The 19247-nt window shown below is 57.3% G+C and carries 14 protein-coding genes; 4 read left to right on the forward strand and 10 right to left on the reverse strand.

The features are described from left to right. Nucleotides 1–45: 45 nt before the first annotated feature. On the forward strand, nucleotides 46–2751 hold the full coding sequence (malT, locus tag KGP24_RS21830; RefSeq protein ID WP_029742188.1) for an HTH-type transcriptional regulator MalT: 2706 nt from the start codon (nucleotides 46–48) through the stop codon (nucleotides 2749–2751). Nucleotides 2752–2813: 62 nt separating this feature from the next. Here the strand turns inward: malT and KGP24_RS21835 are convergent, their stop codons facing one another. The 3 genes from KGP24_RS21835 to glpE are packed head-to-tail and all read right to left on the reverse strand — an operon-like array spanning nucleotide 2814 to nucleotide 4799. Then, on the reverse strand, nucleotides 2814–3572 hold the full coding sequence (locus KGP24_RS21835) for a DeoR/GlpR family transcriptional regulator (protein ID WP_008503060.1): 759 nt from the start codon (nucleotides 3570–3572) through the stop codon (nucleotides 2814–2816). Between the two features lie 16 nt (nucleotides 3573–3588). Further along, the gene (glpG, locus tag KGP24_RS21840) at nucleotides 3589–4419 is read right to left on the reverse strand and encodes a rhomboid family intramembrane serine protease GlpG (protein WP_194401403.1); all 831 of its coding nucleotides are present in this window, start codon (nucleotides 4417–4419) and stop codon (nucleotides 3589–3591) included. A gap of 47 nt (nucleotides 4420–4466) precedes the next feature. Beyond that, nucleotides 4467–4799 carry a thiosulfate sulfurtransferase GlpE gene (gene glpE / locus KGP24_RS21845; RefSeq protein ID WP_008503062.1) on the reverse strand — a complete coding sequence of 111 codons (333 nt, stop codon included), beginning with the start codon at nucleotides 4797–4799 and terminating at the stop codon, nucleotides 4467–4469. Between the two features lie 188 nt (nucleotides 4800–4987). Here glpE and glpD point away from each other — a divergent pair, with 188 nt between their 5' ends. Beyond that, nucleotides 4988–6496, forward strand: a complete 1509-nt coding sequence (glpD, locus tag KGP24_RS21850) for a glycerol-3-phosphate dehydrogenase (RefSeq protein WP_223561771.1) — start codon at nucleotides 4988–4990, stop codon at nucleotides 6494–6496. Between the two features lie 87 nt (nucleotides 6497–6583). On the opposite strand, the gene glgP is transcribed toward glpD, so the two are convergent. The 6 genes from glgP to asd form a co-directional block, all read right to left on the reverse strand. Continuing rightward, entirely contained in the window at nucleotides 6584–9031 is a 2448-nt protein-coding gene (glgP, locus tag KGP24_RS21855; protein ID WP_223561772.1) for a glycogen phosphorylase, read from the reverse strand. A gap of 18 nt (nucleotides 9032–9049) precedes the next feature. Beyond that, complete coding sequence (gene glgA, locus KGP24_RS21860; protein WP_194401400.1) at nucleotides 9050–10483, reverse strand: glycogen synthase GlgA; 1434 nt, start codon at nucleotides 10481–10483, stop codon at nucleotides 9050–9052. Next, nucleotides 10483–11778 carry a glucose-1-phosphate adenylyltransferase gene (gene glgC, locus KGP24_RS21865; protein ID WP_023309510.1) on the reverse strand — a complete coding sequence of 432 codons (1296 nt, stop codon included), beginning with the start codon at nucleotides 11776–11778 and terminating at the stop codon, nucleotides 10483–10485. Before glgC ends, glgA begins: the two co-directional genes overlap by 1 nt. Nucleotides 11779–11795: 17 nt before the next feature. Further along, a complete protein-coding gene (glgX, locus tag KGP24_RS21870) occupies nucleotides 11796–13769 on the reverse strand; it encodes a glycogen debranching protein GlgX (RefSeq protein ID WP_223561773.1) in 1974 nt (657 codons plus the stop codon). Next, entirely contained in the window at nucleotides 13766–15952 is a 2187-nt protein-coding gene (gene glgB / locus KGP24_RS21875) for a 1,4-alpha-glucan branching enzyme (RefSeq protein WP_223561774.1), read from the reverse strand. The genes glgX and glgB overlap by 4 nt, the downstream gene beginning before the upstream one ends. A 250-nt stretch (nucleotides 15953–16202) precedes the next feature. Further along, nucleotides 16203–17306, reverse strand: a complete 1104-nt coding sequence (asd, locus tag KGP24_RS21880) for an aspartate-semialdehyde dehydrogenase (protein WP_024908885.1) — start codon at nucleotides 17304–17306, stop codon at nucleotides 16203–16205. Between the two features lie 177 nt (nucleotides 17307–17483). On the opposite strand from asd, the gene yhgN reads away from it, so the two are divergent. Further along, nucleotides 17484–18077 (forward strand): NAAT family transporter YhgN, encoded by a 594-nt coding sequence (gene yhgN, locus KGP24_RS21885; RefSeq protein ID WP_003861574.1) that lies wholly within the window; start codon nucleotides 17484–17486, stop codon nucleotides 18075–18077. A 63-nt stretch (nucleotides 18078–18140) separates the two neighbouring features. On the opposite strand, the gene tusA is transcribed toward yhgN, so the two are convergent. Continuing rightward, nucleotides 18141–18383, reverse strand: coding sequence for a sulfurtransferase TusA (tusA, locus tag KGP24_RS21890; protein ID WP_008503071.1), 243 nt, complete (start codon nucleotides 18381–18383; stop codon nucleotides 18141–18143). Nucleotides 18384–18550: 167 nt separating this feature from the next. Between tusA and KGP24_RS21895 the strand changes: the two genes are divergently transcribed. Beyond that, nucleotides 18551–19216 (forward strand): 7-cyano-7-deazaguanine/7-aminomethyl-7-deazaguanine transporter, encoded by a 666-nt coding sequence (locus KGP24_RS21895; protein ID WP_223561775.1) that lies wholly within the window; start codon nucleotides 18551–18553, stop codon nucleotides 19214–19216. The last annotated feature ends 31 nt before the right edge of the window (nucleotides 19217–19247 follow it).

Raw genomic sequence — 19247 nt, forward strand, 5'->3', positions numbered from 1 at the left:
GCAAAAAAAATAAAATCTCTCGTTCCCCACAGTGAAGTGAAACCTATGTTGATTCCGTCTAAATTAAGTCGCCCGGTTCGCCTTGACCATACAGTGGTCCGCGAGCGTCTGTTGGCTAAACTTTCCGGCGCGCATAATTTCCGACTGGCGCTGGTTACGAGCCCTGCAGGTTATGGAAAAACAACGCTCATTTCGCAATGGGCCGCGGGTAAGAGCGATCTCGGCTGGTACTCCCTTGATGAGGGTGATAACCAGCAAGAGCGTTTTGCCAGCTATCTGATTGCCGCCATACAGCAAGCAACCCATGGACACTGCGTCGCCAGTGAGGTGATGGTGCAAAAGCGCCAGTACGCCAGCCTGTCCTCCCTTTTCTCTCAGCTGTTTATCGAACTGGCCGAATGGCATCGCCCGCTTTACGTGGTGATTGATGATTATCATCTCATCACTAACCCGGTGATTCATGAATCGATGCGTTTCTTCCTGCGCCATCAGCCGGAAAACCTGACCTTAGTCGTGTTGTCACGCAACCTGCCGCAGCTGGGTATTGCCAACCTGCGCGTGCGCGATCAGCTTCTGGAAGTGGGCAGCCAGCAGTTGGCCTTTACCCACCAGGAAGCGAAACAGTTCTTTGACTGCCGCCTGACGTCACCGATTGAGGCCGCCGAAAGCAGCCGTCTGTGTGATGACGTTGCCGGCTGGGCCACGGCGCTGCAGCTTATCGCCCTCTCTGCCCGGCAAAACAACAGTCCGGCGCATCAGTCCGCGCGGCGTCTGGCAGGCATTAACGCCAGCCACCTTTCTGACTACCTGGTGGATGAGGTGCTGGATAGCGTCGATCCCTCGACGCGTAATTTCCTGCTGAAAAGCTCTCTGCTGCGTTCCATGAACGATGCGCTCATCGTGCGGGTGACGGGCTGTGAAAACGGCCAGCTACAGCTCGAAGAGATTGAACGTCAGGGCCTTTTCCTGACGCGCATGGACGATCCCGGCGAGTGGTTTAGCTATCATCCGCTGTTTGGCAGCTTCCTTCGCCAGCGCTGCCAGTGGGAACTGGCGGTTGAACTACCGGAAATTCACCGCGCCGCTGCCGAAAGCTGGATGGCACAGGGCTTTCCGAGCGAGGCCATCCACCACGCGCTGGCCGCCGGTGATGCCAGCATGCTGCGCGATATCCTTCTCAATCATGCGTGGGGCCTGTTTAACCACAGCGAACTGACGCTGCTGGAAGAGTCGTTAAAAGCGCTGCCGTGGGAAAGCCTGCTGGAGAACCCGCGTCTGGTGCTGCTGCAGGCCTGGCTGATGCAGAGCCAGCATCGCTACAGCGAAGTTAACACCCTGCTGGCGCGCGCCGAGCAGGAGATGGAAAGCGAGATGGATACCACCCTGCACGGCGAATTTAACGCGCTGCGCGCTCAGGTGGCCATTAACGACGGCGACCCGGACGAAGCTGAACGGCTGGCGATGGTCGCGCTGGATGAACTGCCGCTGGCTAACTTCTACAGCCGCATCGTGGCGACCTCGGTGCACGGCGAAGTGCTGCACTGCAAAGGCGACCTTACGCGTTCGCTTTCATTGATGCAACAAACCGAACAGATGGCGCGTCGTCATGATGTCTGGCATTACGCGCTGTGGAGCCTGATCCAGCAGAGCGAGATTTTATTCGCACAGGGGTTCCTGCAGGCCGCCTGGGAAAACCAGGAAAAAGCGTTCCAGCTGATTCGTGAACAGCATCTGGAACAGCTGCCGATGCACGAGTTCCTGTTGCGTATTCGCGCTCAGCTGCTGTGGGCATGGTCGCGTCTGGATGAAGCGGAAAGCTGCGCCCGCCAGGGTGTGGATGTCCTTTCCAGCTTCCAGCCTCAGCAGCAGCTGCAGTGTCTGGCGCTGCTGGTGCAGTGCTCGCTGGCACGCGGCGATCTCGATAACGCCCGCAACCATCTTAACCGCCTGGAGAACCTGCTCGGCAACGGTCAGTATCATAGCGACTGGGTCTCTAACGCCGATAAGGTCCGGGTGATTTACTGGCAGATGACCGGCGATAAAAAATCCGCCGCCAACTGGCTGCGTCAGACGCCAAAACCGGAATTTGCTAATAATCACTTCCTGCAGAGCCAGTGGCGCAACATTGCCCGCGCGCAGATCCTGCTCGGTGAATTAGAGCCCGCAGAGATTGTGCTGGAAGAGCTGAACGAGAACGCGCGCAGCCTGCGTCTGATGAGCGACCTGAACCGCAACCTGCTGCTGCTGAACCAGCTTTACTGGCAGGCGGGTCGTAAAAACGATGCCCAGCGCGTGCTGCTGGAAGCGCTGCAGCTGGCTAACCGCACCGGCTTTATCAGCCACTTTGTGATTGAAGGTGAAGTGATGGCGCAGCAGCTGCGTCAGCTTATTCAGCTCAACACGCTGCCGGAGCTGGATCAGCATCGCGCCCAGCGCATCCTGCGCGAGATTAACCAGCATCATCGGCACAAGTTCGCGCATTTTGATGAGAACTTTGTTGAACGTCTGCTGAACCACCCGGAAGTACCGGAGCTTATCCGCACCAGCCCACTCACGCAGCGCGAATGGCAGGTTCTGGGGCTGATTTATTCCGGCTACAGCAACGAGCAGATCGCCGGTGAGCTTGCGGTGGCAGCAACCACTATCAAAACGCATATCCGAAATCTGTATCAGAAGCTGGGTGTGGCGCATCGTCAGGATGCGGTGCAGCATGCGCAGCAGCTGTTGAAGATGATGGGTTATGGTGTTTAGGTTTGGTGCGGCCTGATGCCCTCACCCCGGCCCTCTCCCACAGGGAGAGGGAGAAAGGCTTTTCAACACAACTCTAACTGCAAATTATTATCCTTAATCACCTGCATCACGCCCGCCGGCGGCATCACGTCGGTATAGACCGCATCCACCATGCTGATGCTGCCCATGTTCACCATCGCGTTACGGCCAAACTTCGAATGGTCCACCACCAGCATCACGTGGCGTGAGTTTTCAATAATCGCGCGCTTGGTGCGCACCTCGTGATAATCAAACTCCAGCAGCGAGCCGTCGCTGTCGATGCCGCTGATCCCGAGAATGCCAAAGTCGAGGCGGAACTGAGAGATAAAATCGAGGGTCGCTTCGCCGATAATCCCACCGTCGCGGCTGCGCAGTTCACCGCCCGCGAGGATGATGCGGAAATCGTCTTTCTGCATCAGGGTATTGGCCACGTTCAGGTTGTTGGTGACCACGCGCAGGTTCTCGTGATCCAGCAGCGCATGGGCGACCGCTTCCGGCGTGGTGCCGATATCAATAAACAGCGTCGCCCCGTTCGGGATCTGGCTGGCGACCTTGCGGGCAATGCGCTCTTTCTCTGCCGTCTGCGTGGCTTTACGGTCATGCCAGGAGGTGTTGACCGAACTGGACGGCAGCGCCGCGCCGCCGTGGTGGCGAAGAATGCGGTTCTGATCGGCCAGGTCGTTCAGGTCACGACGGATGGTTTGTGGGCTGACGGCAAACTGCTCCACCAGCTCTTCGGTGCTGACGTATCCCTGTTTTTTTACCAGTTCGATAATGGCGTCATGACGTTGTGTTTGTTTCATCAATTATCCCTGAGAATTATGTTCGTTTTCGCGCATGGAGCGTGTCGGCAAACGCCATCGCCAGCCCCACGGCCAGCCCGGCGACGTGTGCACCGTTGGCGATAGACATACCAAACAGATCAAACCATCCGGCAATTAGCCATATTAACGCAAAGGTTATTAATCCGCGTTGCAGATAGATGCCGCTCTCCGGATCGCGCTCCCCGCGGAGCCAGACATAGCCCATCAGTGCATACACGACGCCCGACAGCCCGCCGAACCACGGCCCGCTGAACTTGTGCTGAACATAGCCGCTCAGCAGGGCGCTGATAAGGGTGATAACGATCAGCTTGCCGCTGCCCAGACGCTTTTCAACAGCACCGCCGAGATACCACCACCAGAGCAGGTTAAAGAGGATATGCATCACCGAGAAGTGCATCAGCGCGTGGGTAAAGTAGCGCCAGACGTCAAGCTCAAGAGACGGGTCATAGGGCCACGCCAGGGCAATCATAACGCTCTGATCGCCGACCACGTTCATGATAATGAAGACAATAATGCAGGCCGCCATCAGCAGCAGCGTAAACGGGCCCGCGCGTTCCCGGATAGTGGCAAGGAAGGGAAAACGGCTGTAGTGCAATCCGCTGTCGGTCTGGCCTGACTGCCAGCTGGCCGCCAGATAGCGCGGGTCGCCAGGGTTCTCAAGAAAACGCGCCAGCTCCTCGTTTACCCGCCCGGCCTGGCTTTCATCGGCCAGCCAGACGTCGGTCTGCGTATGTTGCTGAATAGTCAGAATAACGCCCTGCGTCGCCATATAGTCGACAAACGCCTGGGCGACGCGCGGGTTGGTAAAAGAGGTGATCATCAACATGGGCAGCGGTCGCTTATTTCCACACAAAAGGGGACAGTATAGCGGGATCAGCGCTCAAAAGCGTATTCCACTTCTGCCGGGAAATGACGATGCCAGGCATCAAAACCGCCGTCGACGCTGTAAACCGCGTCGTAACCCTGCTGAAGCAGATACTGCGCCGCGCCTTTGCTGCTGTTGCCGTGATAGCACATGACCATCACCGGCGTGTCGAAGTCGTTATCGCGCATAAACGCGCCCAGCGTGTCGTTGGTGAGATGGAACGCGCCCGGCGTATGGCCCATCGCAAAACTCTGCGGATCGCGGATGTCCACCAGCACCGCTTTTCCCTGGTGCATCTTCTGGTGGGCTTCTTCTACGTTAATACATTCAAACTGATCCATGGTGTTCTCTTTACATTGGTCAACGGCACTATTTTACCCCGTAGTGTACGTCCTGGCGGCGGGTAAACGCCATTATGTTATCCATATCACTCTAAATTGTTTTTTTGATGTTACCAAAAGCGCGTTCCTTTGCTATTATGAGCGATATCGAACATTTCTGAGCTTTAACGAAAGTGCATGAGGGTGTTATGGAAACCAAAGATCTGATTGTGATAGGCGGTGGCATCAACGGTGCCGGTATTGCGGTCGACGCCGCAGGACGCAGTTTATCCGTACTGATGCTGGAAGCTAACGATCTCGCCTGCGCGACGTCGTCCGCCAGCTCCAAACTGATTCACGGTGGCCTGCGCTACCTGGAACACTACGAATTCCGCCTGGTCAGTGAAGCACTGGCCGAACGTGAAGTGCTGCTGAAAATGGCACCGCATCTGGCGATTCCGATGCGCTTCCGCCTGCCCCATCGCCCGCATCTGCGTCCGGCGTGGATGATCCGAATTGGTCTGTTTATGTACGATCATCTGGGTAAACGCACCAGCCTGCCGGGTTCGAAGGGTTTGCGTTTTGGCTCAGAATCGGTCCTTAAGCCTGAAATCGTGCGCGGTTTCGAATATTCCGACTGCTGGGTGGACGATGCACGTCTGGTGCTGGCGAATGCCCAGATGGTTGAGAAAAAAGGTGGTGAGGTGAAAACCCGTACCCGCGCAACCTCTGCCCGTCGTGAAAACGGCCTGTGGATTGTGGAAGCGGAAGACATCGATACCGGCGAGAAATTCAGCTGGAAAGCGCGCGGCCTGGTGAACGCTACCGGCCCGTGGGTGAAGCAGTTCTTCGACGACGGCATGCATCTGCCTTCGCCGTACGGCATTCGCCTGATCAAGGGCAGCCACATTGTGGTGCCGCGCGTGCATACGCAGAAGCAGGCCTACATCCTGCAGAACGAAGACAAGCGCATCGTGTTTGTGATTCCGTGGATGGACGAATTCTCGATCATCGGTACCACCGACGTGGAGTACAAAGGCGATCCGAAGAACGTCGAGATCGACGAGAGCGAAGTGAACTACCTGCTCAAAGTCTATAACGCCCACTTCAGGAAACAACTGTCACGCGATGACGTGGTCTGGACCTACTCCGGCGTGCGTCCGCTGTGCGATGACGAGTCTGACTCGCCGCAGGCGATTACCCGCGACTATACGCTCGATATTCACGACGTTGACGGTCAGGCGCCGCTGCTTTCCGTGTTTGGCGGCAAGCTGACCACCTACCGCAAGCTGGCCGAGCACGCGCTGGAAAAACTGGCGCCGTACTATAAAGGCATTGGCCCGGCATGGACCAAAGGCGCGGTACTGCCCGGCGGTGATATCGGCGACAACCGCGATGATTACGCCGCGAAGCTGCGCCGTCGCTTCCCGTTCATTACCGAAGGGATGGCGCGCCACTATGCCCGCACCTACGGCAGCAATACCGAGCTGTTCCTGGGCGATGCAAAGGAGATTGCGGATCTGGGCGAGCATTTCGGCCACGAGCTGTACGAAGCCGAGCTGCGCTACCTGGTTGAACACGAGTGGGTTCGTCGTCTGGACGATGCTATCTGGCGTCGTACCAAAGAAGGGATGTGGCTCAACGCCGAACAGCAGTCACGCGTGGCGCAGTGGTTACTGCAAAATTCGGGGAAGCGTGAGCTGTCGCTAGCGTCTTGATGCGATCGGTGCGGCTGATGCCCTCACCCTCTCCCACAGGGAGAGGGAACAAACACTAAAACGGCAACCGAGGTTGCCGTTTTGCTTTTACAACCTCACCGGATCAATATGCCAGATCGTGTCGGCATACTCCTTGATGGTCCTGTCAGACGAGAAATACCCCATATTGGCGATGTTATGCATCGCAACACTGGTCCACTTCTCCTGCTGACGATAGAGTTCATCCACCTTATCCTGACAGTCCACGTAGCTGCGATAATCCGCCAGCACCTGGTAGTGATCGCCAAAGTTAATCAGCGAGTCCACCAGATCGCGGTAGCGGCTCGGTTCGTCAGGGCTAAACACGCCGGTCGCGATCTGCGTCAGCACCTGACGTAACTCTTCATCCTCTTCGTAATATTGACGCGGCGAGTAGCCTTCCCTGCGCAGCGCCTCCACCTCTTCCGTCGTATTACCGAAGATAAAGATATTTTCTTCGCCCACGTGCTCCAGCATCTCGACGTTCGCCCCGTCCAGCGTGCCGATGGTCAGCGCGCCGTTAAGGGCAAACTTCATGTTACTGGTGCCGGATGCCTCCGTCCCCGCAGTGGAAATCTGCTCAGAGAGATCCGCCGCCGGGATGATCAGCTGCGCCAGGCTTACGCTGTAGTTCGGAATGAACACCACCTTCAGCTTGTCGCCAATGTCCGGATCCTGGTTGACCACCTTCGCCACATCGTTGATGAGATGAATGATGTGCTTCGCCATGTAGTAGGCAGAAGCCGCCTTACCGGCGAAGATCTTCACGCGCGGCACCCAGTCGGCCGTTGGATCGGCCTTGATGCGGTTGTAATGGGTGATAACGTGCAGCACGTTCATCAGCTGACGCTTGTATTCATGGATTCGTTTAATCTGCACGTCGAACAGCGCTTTCGGGTTTGCCACCACGTTGAGGTGCAGCGCCAGCCAGACCGCCAGCCGTTTTTTGTTCAGCAGCTTGGCTTCGCGCACGGCTTTGTTCACCGTCGGGAAATCAATATGCTGTTCCAGCTCGCTCAGCTGGCTTAAATCGGTACGCCAGGTGCGGCCGATATTCTCGTCCAGCACCTCAGAGAGCGGCTGGTTGGCCAGCGCCAGCCAGCGGCGCGGCGTGACGCCGTTGGTCACGTTGCAGAAGCGCGTCGGGAAGATCTTCGCGAAGTCTGCAAACAGCGACTGCACCATCAGGTTTGAGTGCAGCTCAGATACGCCGTTGACCTTATGGCTGATGACCACCGCCAGCCAGGCCATGCGCACGCGGCGACCGTTCGATTCATCAATGATGGACGCCCGGCTCAGCAGCCCGGTATCGTTCGGGTACTGCTCCTGCAGCGTCTTGAGGAAGTAGTCGTTAATCTCAAAGATAATCTGCAGATGGCGCGGCAGGATCTTGCCCAGCATATCCACCGGCCAGGTCTCCAGCGCTTCGCTCATCAGCGTGTGGTTGGTGTACGAGAATACCTGACAGGTCACCTCGAAGGCATCGTCCCAGCTGAACTTATGCTCGTCGATGAGCAGGCGCATCAGTTCCGGAATGGATAGCACCGGGTGGGTGTCATTGAGGTGAATCGCGGTTTTCTCCGCCAGATTGGCGTAGGTTCTGTGGAGCTGATGGTGGCGGCTGAGGATATCCTGAATCGTCGAGGAGACGAGGAAATACTCCTGGCGCAGTCGCAGCTCGCGGCCGGAGTAGGTCGAGTCATCCGGGTACAGCACGCGGGACACGTTCTCGGAGTGGTTTTTGTCTTCCACTGCCGCAAAGTAGTCACCCTGGTTGAATTTACCGAGGTTAATTTCGCTACTGGCCTGGGCACTCCACAGGCGCAGCGTGTTGGTGGCATCGGTGTCATAGCCGGGGATAATCTGGTCGTAGGCCACGGCCAGGATCTCTTCCGTTTCTACCCAGCGGGATTTTTTGCCCTCCTGCTGGATACGCCCGCCAAAGCGCACCTTGTAGCGCGTATTGTGACGCTTGAACTCCCAGGGATTGCCGTACTCCAGCCAGTAGTCCGGCGACTCTTTCTGGCGCCCGTCGACGATGTTCTGTTTGAACATACCGTAGTCGTAGCGGATACCGTACCCGCGACCAGGCAGCGCCAGCGTCGCCAGCGAGTCGAGGAAGCAGGCGGCGAGACGCCCCAGACCGCCGTTGCCGAGGCCCGGGTCGTTCTCTTCGTCGATCAGTTCTTCTAAATCTAACCCCATCTCTTCCAGGGCGGTTTTGACGTCGTCATAAATACCGAGCGACAACAGCGCATTGGAAAGCGTGCGGCCAATCAAAAATTCCATCGACAGGTAGTAAACCTGACGCGTTTCCTGAGAGAGCTGGGCACGGTTTGAGCGCAGCCAGCGTTCAACTAAGCGGTCACGCACCGCAAACAGGGTGGCGTTCAGCCACTCGTGCTTATTGGCTATAACCGGATCTTTCCCGATGGTGAACATCAGCTTGTAGGCGATTGAGTGCTTTAACGCCTCAACGCTGAGCGTGGGTGAAGAGTAGCTAAATGGAGCGTTCATATCAGTAACTTCGCCTCGTTACATCAAGCGTTGATAGAGATCGCGGTATGACTGCGCCGCGACATGCCAGCTAAAGTCCATGGACATCGCCTGACGCTGAACGTAACGCCAGAGCGATGGACGGGACCACAAGACGAAAGCACGCCGAATCGCCCGAAGCAGCGACCAGGCATTACTGTCCTCAAAGACAAACCCGCTGGCGATACCGTCCGCCAGGTTTTCCAGAGAGCTATCGGATACGGTATCCGCCAGTCCGCCCGTGCGGCGTACCAGCGGCAGCGTGCCGTATTTCAGGCCGTAAAGCTGCGTCAGGCCGCAGGGTTCGAAACGGCTCGGCACCAGGATGACGTCCGCGCCGCCCATGATGCGGTGCGAGAACGCCTCGTGGTAGCCAATCTGCACGCCCACCTGACCCGGATGTTCCGCCGCTGCGGCAAGAAAACCTTCCTGCAGCACCGGGTCGCCCGCGCCGAGCAGGGCCAGCTGTCCGCCCTGCTCCAGTAAACCTGGCAGCGCCTCCAGCACCAGATCCAGCCCTTTCTGGCTGGTCAGGCGGCTGACCACCGCGAACAGCGGCACCTTGTCGTTAACCTTCAGGCCCATCGCAATCTGCAGCTGGCGTTTGTTTTCCGCTTTTTCTTCCACGGAATCACGGCCATAGCGCGCCGCCAGCAGGAGATCGGTTTCCGGGCTCCAGATCTGTTCATCCACGCCGTTCAGAATGCCCGACAGGCGGCCTTCGCGATGGCGCTGTTGCAGCAAACCTTCCATGCCGTAGCCAAACTCCGGCTGGGTGATCTCACGCGCGTAGGTTGGGCTCACCGCCGTGATGTGATCGGCGTAGTACAGCCCGGCTTTCAGGAACGAGATCTGCCCGTTAAATTCCAGCCCGTGCATGTTATAGAACGATAATGGCAGATCGATTTCACTCATGTGATGGGCATAGTACATCCCCTGATACGCCAGGTTGTGCACGGTAAAGACCGATTTGGCCGGATGGCCGCGCGCCGCGAGATACGCCGGGGCAAGCCCGGCGTGCCAGTCGTGCGCGTGCACCACATCCGGGCGCCAGAACGGATCCAGCCCCGTCGCCATTTCTGCCCCGACCCAGCCGAGCAGCGCAAAGCGCAGCACGTTATCGGTATAAGCGAACAGGTTCGTATCGTGATACGGGCTGCCCGGTCGATCGTATAAGTGCGGCGCGTCGATCAGGTAAATCCCTACGCCATTGTAATGTCCAAACAGCAGGGTGATGCGTCCGGCGAAGGTCTCACGGCGGGTCACCACTTTTGCATCGGGAATACCACGCCGGATATCCGGAAAGGCGGGCAGCAGGACTCGGGTATCCACGCCTCCGGCGATTTGCGCTGCCGGTAATGCACCCAGAACATCTGCCAGACCGCCCGTTTTTAACAACGGGAACATCTCAGAACATACGTGTAAAACCTGCATCATCGCTCCTGTTTGATCTGCAGCTTCCGCAACATTTCCCGTGTGACTAACACGATCCCCTCTTCCGAACGGTAGAAACGACGCGCGTCTTCTTCCGCATTCTCCCCAATAACCATCCCTTCAGGGATGACGCAGGCACGGTCGATCACGCAACGACGCAGACGACACGAGCGCCCTACCCAGACATCCGGCAGTAAGACTGCCGAATCGATATTACAGAATGAATTTATCCGCACGCGCGGGAACAGCACCGACTGCACCACTACTGAACCGGAGATAATGCACCCGCCAGACACCAGAGAGTTCAGCGTCATACCGTGGCTGCCGGAGCGGTCCTGCACGAATTTGGCCGGCGGCAGCGATTCCATATGGGTACGAATCGGCCAGTTCTGGTCGTACATATCCAGCTCAGGCGTGACCGACGCCAGGTCGAGGTTGGCTTTCCAGTACGCTTCCAGGGTTCCCACATCGCGCCAGTAAGGTTCCGCATTGGGATCGGACTGCACGCAGGACAGCGGGAAAGGATGTGCATACGCCATGCCAGCTTTCGTGATTTTCGGAATGATGTCTTTACCGAAGTCGTGGCTGGAGTTTTCGTCTTTGTCGTCGTCTTCCAGCAGCTCATAAAGATAATCTGCATCAAAGACATAAATCCCCATGCTGGCGAGCGATTTGGTGTCATCACCCGGCATGGTTGGCGGGTTCGCCGGTTTTTCAACGAAGTCGATAATTTTGTCGTCGGCATCCACGTGCATCACGCCAAACGCCGTCGCTTCAGCTACGGGCACGGGCAGACACGCTACGGTGCAGCGCGCCCCTTTTTCGACGTGGTCGATGAGCATGTGGGAGTAATCTTGCTTGTAGATATGGTCCCCGGCGAGGATCACGATGTATTCCGCGCTGTAGCGACGAATGATGTCGAGGTTTTGCGTCACCGCATCCGCCGTTCCGCGGTACCAGTTCTCGCCGTGAACGCGCTGCTGGGCAGGCAGGAGATCGACAAACTCGTTCATCTCTTCGCTGAAGAATGACCAGCCGCGCTGAATATGCTGAACCAGCGTGTGCGACTGATACTGCGTAATGACGCCAATGCGGCGAATGCCCGAGTTCAGGCAGTTGGAGAGCGCAAAGTCGATGATGCGGAACTTACCACCAAAGTGAACAGCCGGTTTGGCGCGCTTGATGGTCAAATCTTTCAGACGGGTACCACGCCCGCCCGCAAGTATCAGGGCAACCGTTTTTAATGGTAGCTGGCGTGCCAACATTAAGGGATCGTTCTTCTCTAATCTAACCATGACTAACTCCTTTTTTATCATCTTTGGAATACGCACACTCCGTGCGCAGGCCCGTGCCAGACAGCCATTACTACCGGATTATCCGCTCCGGCAAAGGGGGGAACGGCGCGCCACTCCCCGTCAGGTAAAACAATCTCTGCGACGTCATCCGTCGCGTTCAGCGTCACCAGCCACTTATCCGACAGCAGGATTTGCAGGCGTGGTACGCCGTGTTGCCACTCTTGCGCGCTTAACGGTTGCGCGTCTTGATTTAACCAGCGAACGTTGCCGTCACCCTCTTCCCACCAGCGGTCAGCGGTCAGCGCGGGGATCTGCTGGCGAAGATGGATCAGCGCGGCGGTAAAATGAATCAGCCCGCTGTTGGCTTCGCCCCAGTCGAGCCAGGTTAACGTGTTATCCTGGCAATAGGCGTTGTTGTTGCCGTGCTGGCTGTGACCGTGCTCATCGCCCGCCAGCAGCATCGGCGTGCCCTGCGACAATAAAAGCGTGGTCAGCAGCGCATGAACGCTGGCGCGTCGCCGCTCGATAACGTCAAGGCTTCCGCCTAACCCTTCTATACCATGGTTAAAGCTATGGTTATTGTTAGTCCCATCGCGATTCTCTTCGCCGTTTGCCTCATTGTGTTTCTGATTGAAACAAACGCAGTCCCTGAGCGTAAAACCATCGTGCGCCGTCAACAGATTAACGGTGGCCGACGGGCGTTTGCCGTCGCGCTTAAAGAGATCGCTTGAAGCGGCAAAGCGCCCGGCAAATTCCCCCAGCGAGAGATTCCGTTCCAGCCAGAAGCGGCGTGCGGCATCGCGGTAGTGGTCGTTCCACTCGGCAAACAGCGGCGGGAAATTCCCGACCTGATAACCGCCTTCACCGATGTCCCACGGCTCGGCAATGAGCTTCACCTGCGAGAGCACCGGACAGTTTTTTATCGCCTCAAACAGCGGCGCCTGCTGGCTGAATGCCGGCGTGCGCCCCATCACGGGCGCCAGGTCGAAACGAAAGCCGTCGACGTGGAACGTCTCAACCCAGTATTTCAGGCATTCATAAGCAAAATGCGTGACCGCCGGATGGCTGAGGTTGAGCGTGTTACCGCAGCCGGTCCAGTTCTCATAATCGCCATCCTGCCTGATCCAATAATAGCTACGGTTATCAATTCCGCGCATGGAGAGCGTCGGGCCGTCGAGATCGCTTTCAGCGCTGTGGTTCAGCACCACGTCCAGAATGACCTCAATGCCCGCCGCGTGGAGCGCCTTCACCGCATCGCGGAACTCGTCTCGCGCCTTTTCCGGATGGACGGCATAGCGCGGTTCAAGCGCAAACATGGCCAGCGGGTTATAGCCCCAGTAGTTGCTCAGCCCGAGCCGCTGCAGGCGCGGTTCGCTGGCAAAATGAGCGACGGGGAGCAGTTCCAGAGCGGTGATACCGAGGTGTTTCAGGTAGGCAATCATGGTGGGATGCCCGAGCGCCTTATAGGTGCCGCGCATCTCTTTGGGGATCGACGGGTGCAGGTACGTCAGCCCTTTAACGTGGGCTTCATAAATGACGGTATTGCCCCACGGCGTGTACGGCGGAGCGTCATCTTCCCAGTCATAAAGATCGTTCACCACCACGCTTTTTGGCGCGACGGACGCGCTGTCGCGGTGGTCGGGCTCGCCGTAGCCCACGTGGAAGAGCGGGTCATCTTTAAATTCGCCGTCCACGCGGTGCGCGCACGGGTCAATTAGCAGCTTCGCCGGGTTAAACCAGTGCCCCTGCGCGGGCTCCCACGGGCCGTGAACGCGAAAGCCATAGTGCATGCCGGGCCGTCCTCCGGCCAGGTAGCCGTGCCAGGTATCCCCCGTGCGCGCGGGTAAATCGTAACGGTGCTCGTTACCTTCTCCATCAAACACGCACAGTTCTATCCGCTCAGCGTGAGCGGAAAAAAGAGTGAAATTGACACCCTTTCCGTCAAAACGCGCCCCGAGCGGTTCGGATTTACCTGCCGTAAGCTGCGTCATTCGCCCTCCCGCATCAGCCAGATGGTGCCAAGCGGCGGCAGCGTCAGGCTCAGGGAGTTTGGTCGCCCGTGGCTTTCGATGGCGTCGCTCTGTACCAGCCCGCCGTTACCGGCGTTGCTGCCGTGGTAGTGCATGGAGTCGGTATTCAGAATTTCGCGCCATTTGCCCGGCTGGTTAATGCCGAAGCGGTAGTGCTGGCGCGGCACCGGCGTGAAGTTGCTGGCGACGATGATCTCGTTTCCCGCTTTATCACGACGCACAAAGACAAACACCGAGCGCTCGTGGTCATCCACCACCAGCCACTCAAAGCCGTACGGATCGAAGTCGAGCTCGTGCAGCGCTTTGTGGTGGCGGTAGGTCAGGTTGAGATCTCGCACCAGACGCTGCACCCCGTGGTGCCAGTTGTCGCCGCCTTCCAGCAGGTGCCAGTCAAGGCTGGCGTCGTGGTTCCACTCGCGTCCCTGGGCGAACTCATTGCCCATAAACAGCAGTTTTTTGCCCGGGAAGGCAAACATCCAGCCGTAGTAGGCGCGCAGGTTGGCAAACTTCTGCCACGCGTCGCCCGGCATGCGGTCGAGAATGGATTTTTTGCCGTGCACCACTTCATCGTGCGACAGCGGCAGCATGAAGTTTTCGGTGTAGTTGTAGAGCATCCCGAACGTCAGCTTATCGTGATGGTACTTACGATGAACCGGATCCAGCTTCATGTAGTCGAGCGTGTCGTGCATCCAGCCCAGGTTCCACTTATACCAGAACCCCAGACCACCTGATGACGGCGGACGGGAGACGCCCGCAAAGTCGGTCGACTCTTCCGCCATGGTTACGGCACCGTCCACCTGTTCGCCGATGATACGGTTGGTATTGCGCAGGAATTCAATCGCTTCCAGGTTTTCACGGCCGCCAAACTCGTTCGGGATCCACTCGCCCTCTTTGCGGCTGTAGTCACGGTAGATCATCGACGCCACCGCATCGACGCGCAGGGCATCAATACCAAACCGCTCGATCCAGTACAGGGCATTCCCGACGAGGTAGTTCGAGACCTCACGGCGACCGTAGTTGTAGATCAGCGTATTCCAGTCCTGGTGATAGCCTTCGCGCGGGTCGCTGTGCTCGTACAGCTTCGTGCCGTCAAACTCTGCCAACGCAAAATCATCCGACGGGAAATGGCCCGGCACCCAGTCGAGGATGACGTTCAGCCCGGCGGCGTGCGCGGCATCAATGAAATAGCGGAAGTCATCGCGCGTGCCGAAGCGGCGCGTGGGCGCATACAGCCCGGTGGGCTGATAGCCCCAGCTGCCGTCGAACGGATGCTCGTTGACCGGCAGCAGCTCAAGATGGGTAAAGCCCATCCATTTGGCATACGGCACCAGCTGGTCGGCCAGCTCACGGTAGCTCAGCCAGAAGTTGTTATCGGTGTGGCGACGCCAGGAGCCAAGGTGTACCTCATAGACGGAGATGGGCGCGTCAAAACGGTTGGCCTGTTTACGCTCCTCCGTCTGGACGACCTTCTCCGGCAGGCCGCAAATCAGCGACGCGGTATCCGGGCGCATCTGCGCTTCGAAGGCATACGGATCGGCTTTAATGCGCAGCTTGCCGTGGGCGTCGATCATCTCAAATTTATAAAGCTGCCCGGGGTGCGCTCCGGGGATAAACAGCTCCCAGATGCCGGTTTCCCGGCGCAGGCGCATCGGGTGGCGGCGACCGTCCCAGTAGTTGAACTGGCCAACAACGGAGACGCGCTGGGCGTTAGGCGCCCACACGGAGAACCGCGTGCCGGTAATGCCGTCCATGGTATCGGCATGGGCACCCAGCGTTTCATAAGGGCGAAGATGCGTTCCTTCGGAGAGCAGCCAGGCGTCCATCTCTTTCAGCAGAGGGCCAAAGCTGTAAGGATCGTCAATCAGGTTTTGCTGACCGTGCCAGAGAACGGCGAGTTGATAGCGAAAAGGGTTTTTACGACGGGGCATTACGCCCGAGAAGAAGCCACGGGAATCGAGGCATTCAAGATTACCAACCTTGCGGCCGGTTTTGGGTTCAATCACCCAGACTTCTGTGGCATCCGGTAACAGTGCCCTAACTTCAAGGCCATCCTCAGTTTGATGCATCCCAAGCACAGAAAAGGGGTCAGCAAAATGACCCGCAATAAGCGCATTAATCACGTCTCTATCCACACGATCGGACATGGTATTCATCCTGTTTTTTATGTCGTCCTTTTTAAGCGCTCCGGGACGACTTTTAATGTGACCTGAACGGGACAGCACAAAAATGTGCATCCATTCTGCTCCGTTCGAACCTCAGGTAAGAAATGACTCTTCCTTAAAGCATAGCCAACGCTCTAGATGACTCCTGATAAAAAATAAGACATACGCGTGTTACTCCATGTAGTACGCAAAAAAAAGGGGGTGAAAATCACCCCCGGTCGTTAACAAATTATTACGCCAGCTGCCGCAGCATGCGGCGCAGCGGCTCGGCTGCGCCCCACAGGAGCTGGTCGCCGACGGTGAACGCGGAGAGATACTCCGGCCCCATGTTCAGCTTGCGCAGACGGCCAACCGGCGTGGTCAGCGTGCCGGTAACGGCAGCCGGAGTCAGCTCGCGCATGGTGATATCGCGATCGTTTGGCACCACTTTCGCCCACGGATTGTGCGCGGCCAGCAGCTCTTCCACGGTCGGAATAGACACATCTTTTTTCAGTTTAATGGTGAAGGCCTGGCTGTGGCAGCGCAGCGCGCCGATACGCACGCACAGACCGTCAACCGGAATGGTGTTCGCGGTGTTAAGGATTTTGTTGGTTTCGGCCTGGCCCTTCCACTCTTCGCGGGTCTGGCCGTTATCCAGCTGTTTGTCGATCCACGGGATCAGGCCACCGGCCAGCGGTACGCCGAAGTTATCCACCGGCAGCTCGCCGCTGCGGGTCAGCTGGGTCACTTTACGCTCGATATCCAGAATAGCGGATGCCGGGTTTGCCAGCTCGGTCGCGACGCTCTGGTGCAGCTGGCCCATCTGGGTCAGCAGCTCGCGCATGTGACGCGCGCCGCCGCCGGATGCGGCCTGATAGGTCGCCACGGAGACCCACTCCACCAGATCCTGGGCGAACAGGCCGCCGAGGGACATCAGCATCAGGCTGACGGTGCAGTTACCGCCGACAAAGGTTTTCACGCCGTTGTTCAGGCCGTCGGTGATCACGCCCTGGTTGACCGGGTCAAGAATGATGATGGCATCGTCTTTCATACGCAGGGAAGAGGCCGCGTCAATCCAGTAGCCCTGCCAGCCGCTTTCACGCAGCTTTGGATAGATTTCGTTGGTATAATCGCCGCCCTGGCACGTCACAATAATGTCGAGTGCCTTCAGCGCTTCCAGATCGTAAGCATCCTGCAACGTGCCTGTGGTACCACCAAAGGACGGAGCAGCCTGGCCGAGCTGGGAAGTGGAGAAGAAGACCGGGCGGATAGCGTCGAAATCGCGCTCTTCAACCATGCGTTGCATGAGTACAGAGCCGACCATACCGCGCCAGCCGATAAAACCAACGTTTTTCATAGCATTTTTTTCCTGCTGAGGGTGTGTGCTGTTTGTGCAAGCCAGTATTGAACTGGGATATGCTTCACATTACAAAATGCTGCCAAAGTCGCAAGCGAAATTAATCGATGATTGCCCGGCAATCAGAAATACAGCTAATTATCATAATAACCATAGAGAATTTCAGGGATCATTTACATGAGTGAAATCATTTCCGCAGCGGTTTTATTGATTCTGATAATGGATCCGCTGGGCAACCTGCCGATCTTCATGTCGGTGCTCAAGCACACCGAGCCGAAGCGCCGCCGGGCGATCATGATCCGCGAGCTGCTCATCGCTCTGCTGGTGATGTTTATCTTCCTGTTTGCGGGTGAAAAAATTCTCGCGTTCCTGAACCTGCGCGCCGAAACCGTGTCGATTTCCGGGGGGATTATTCTGTTCCTGATTGCCATTAAGATGATTTTCCCGAGCGCGGAAGGCAGCAGCAGCGGCCTGCCAGCGGGTGAAGAGCCGTTTATCGTACCGCTGGCAATTCCCCTCGTTGCCGGGCCGACCATTCTGGCCACGCTGATGCTGCTGTCGCATCAGTATCCGAATCAGATGAGCCATCTGGTGATTGCCCTTCTGATCGCCTGGGGCGGGACGTTTATTATCCTGCTGCAGTCGTCGCTGTTCCTGCGCCTGCTGGGAGAGAAAGGGGTGAACGCGCTGGAGCGTCTGATGGGGCTGATTCTGGTGATGATGGCGACGCAGATGTTCCTTGACGGCATTCGGGCGTGGATGAAGGGATGAGTTTCTCCCTCTCCCCGTGGGAGAGGGTCGGGGTGAGGGCATCAGGCCGCAGAGGCAGTCCACCTACCCCTTACGAATCAAATACCGGTACGGCAGCGCTTCGGTCTGCTGTGCCACCAGCTCATGCTCCATAAAGGTACAAAAACCGGGAATATCGCGGGTCGTGGCCGGATCGTCGGCAATAATCAGCAGCGTTTCACCGGTCTGCATGTTGCGCACGGTTTTACGCACCATCATTACCGGTTCCGGGCAGCGAAGGCCCTGGGCATCAAGAGTATGGTCTGGGCTGGAAAACAGGTCGGTCATGGTCTTCTCGGTCTGGTAAAAACGGCTGTAGTTTACGCCCGGTTGCGATCAATGCAAACCAGGTTAACGATTGCGCAAAAACTAACCATTGCAATGTCCTGCCAAAGCAGTATCATGCTGCGGTTTTTATTGGGTTCCCTCACCCCAACGTATAAAAAGGTCACAATATGACGTCGTTTTCTGAATCACAGCGCGTAAAAGCGTTGTTCTGGCTTTCGCTTTTCCATTTGCTGGTGATCACCTCCAGCAACTATCTGGTGCAGCTCCCGATCTCCATCTTCGGTTTCCATACCACCTGGGGCGCATTCAGCTTCCCGTTTATTTTCCTCGCGACGGATTTAACCGTGCGTATCTTTGGCGCACCGCTGGCTCGACGCATTATCTTTGCCGTCATGCTCCCGGCGCTGTTCATCTCGTACGTGGTTTCGTCTCTGTTTTATATGGGAAGCTGGCAGGGCTTTGAGGCATTAACCCACTTCAACCTGTTTGTTGCCCGTATCGCCGCAGCAAGCTTTATGGCTTACGCGCTGGGGCAGATCCTCGACGTGCATGTGTTTAACCGCCTGCGTCAGAATCATCGCTGGTGGATGGCGCCAACCGCCTCCACGCTGTTCGGTAACGTGAGCGATACGCTGGCCTTCTTCTTCATCGCCTTCTGGCGCAGCCCGGATGCGTTCATGGCTGAACACTGGATGGAAATCGCGCTGGTGGACTACTGTTTCAAGGTCCTCATCAGCATTGTCTTCTTCCTGCCAATGTACGGCGTGCTGCTGAATATGCTGCTGAAAAGGCTGGCAGATAAATCTGAAATCACAGCATTGCAGGCTGGTTAAGGGTTCGCTTTATCAGTTGTGATAAGATGAG

The organism is Enterobacter sp. JBIWA008 (assembly GCF_019968765.1).
GTDB lineage: Bacteria > Pseudomonadota > Gammaproteobacteria > Enterobacterales > Enterobacteriaceae > Enterobacter.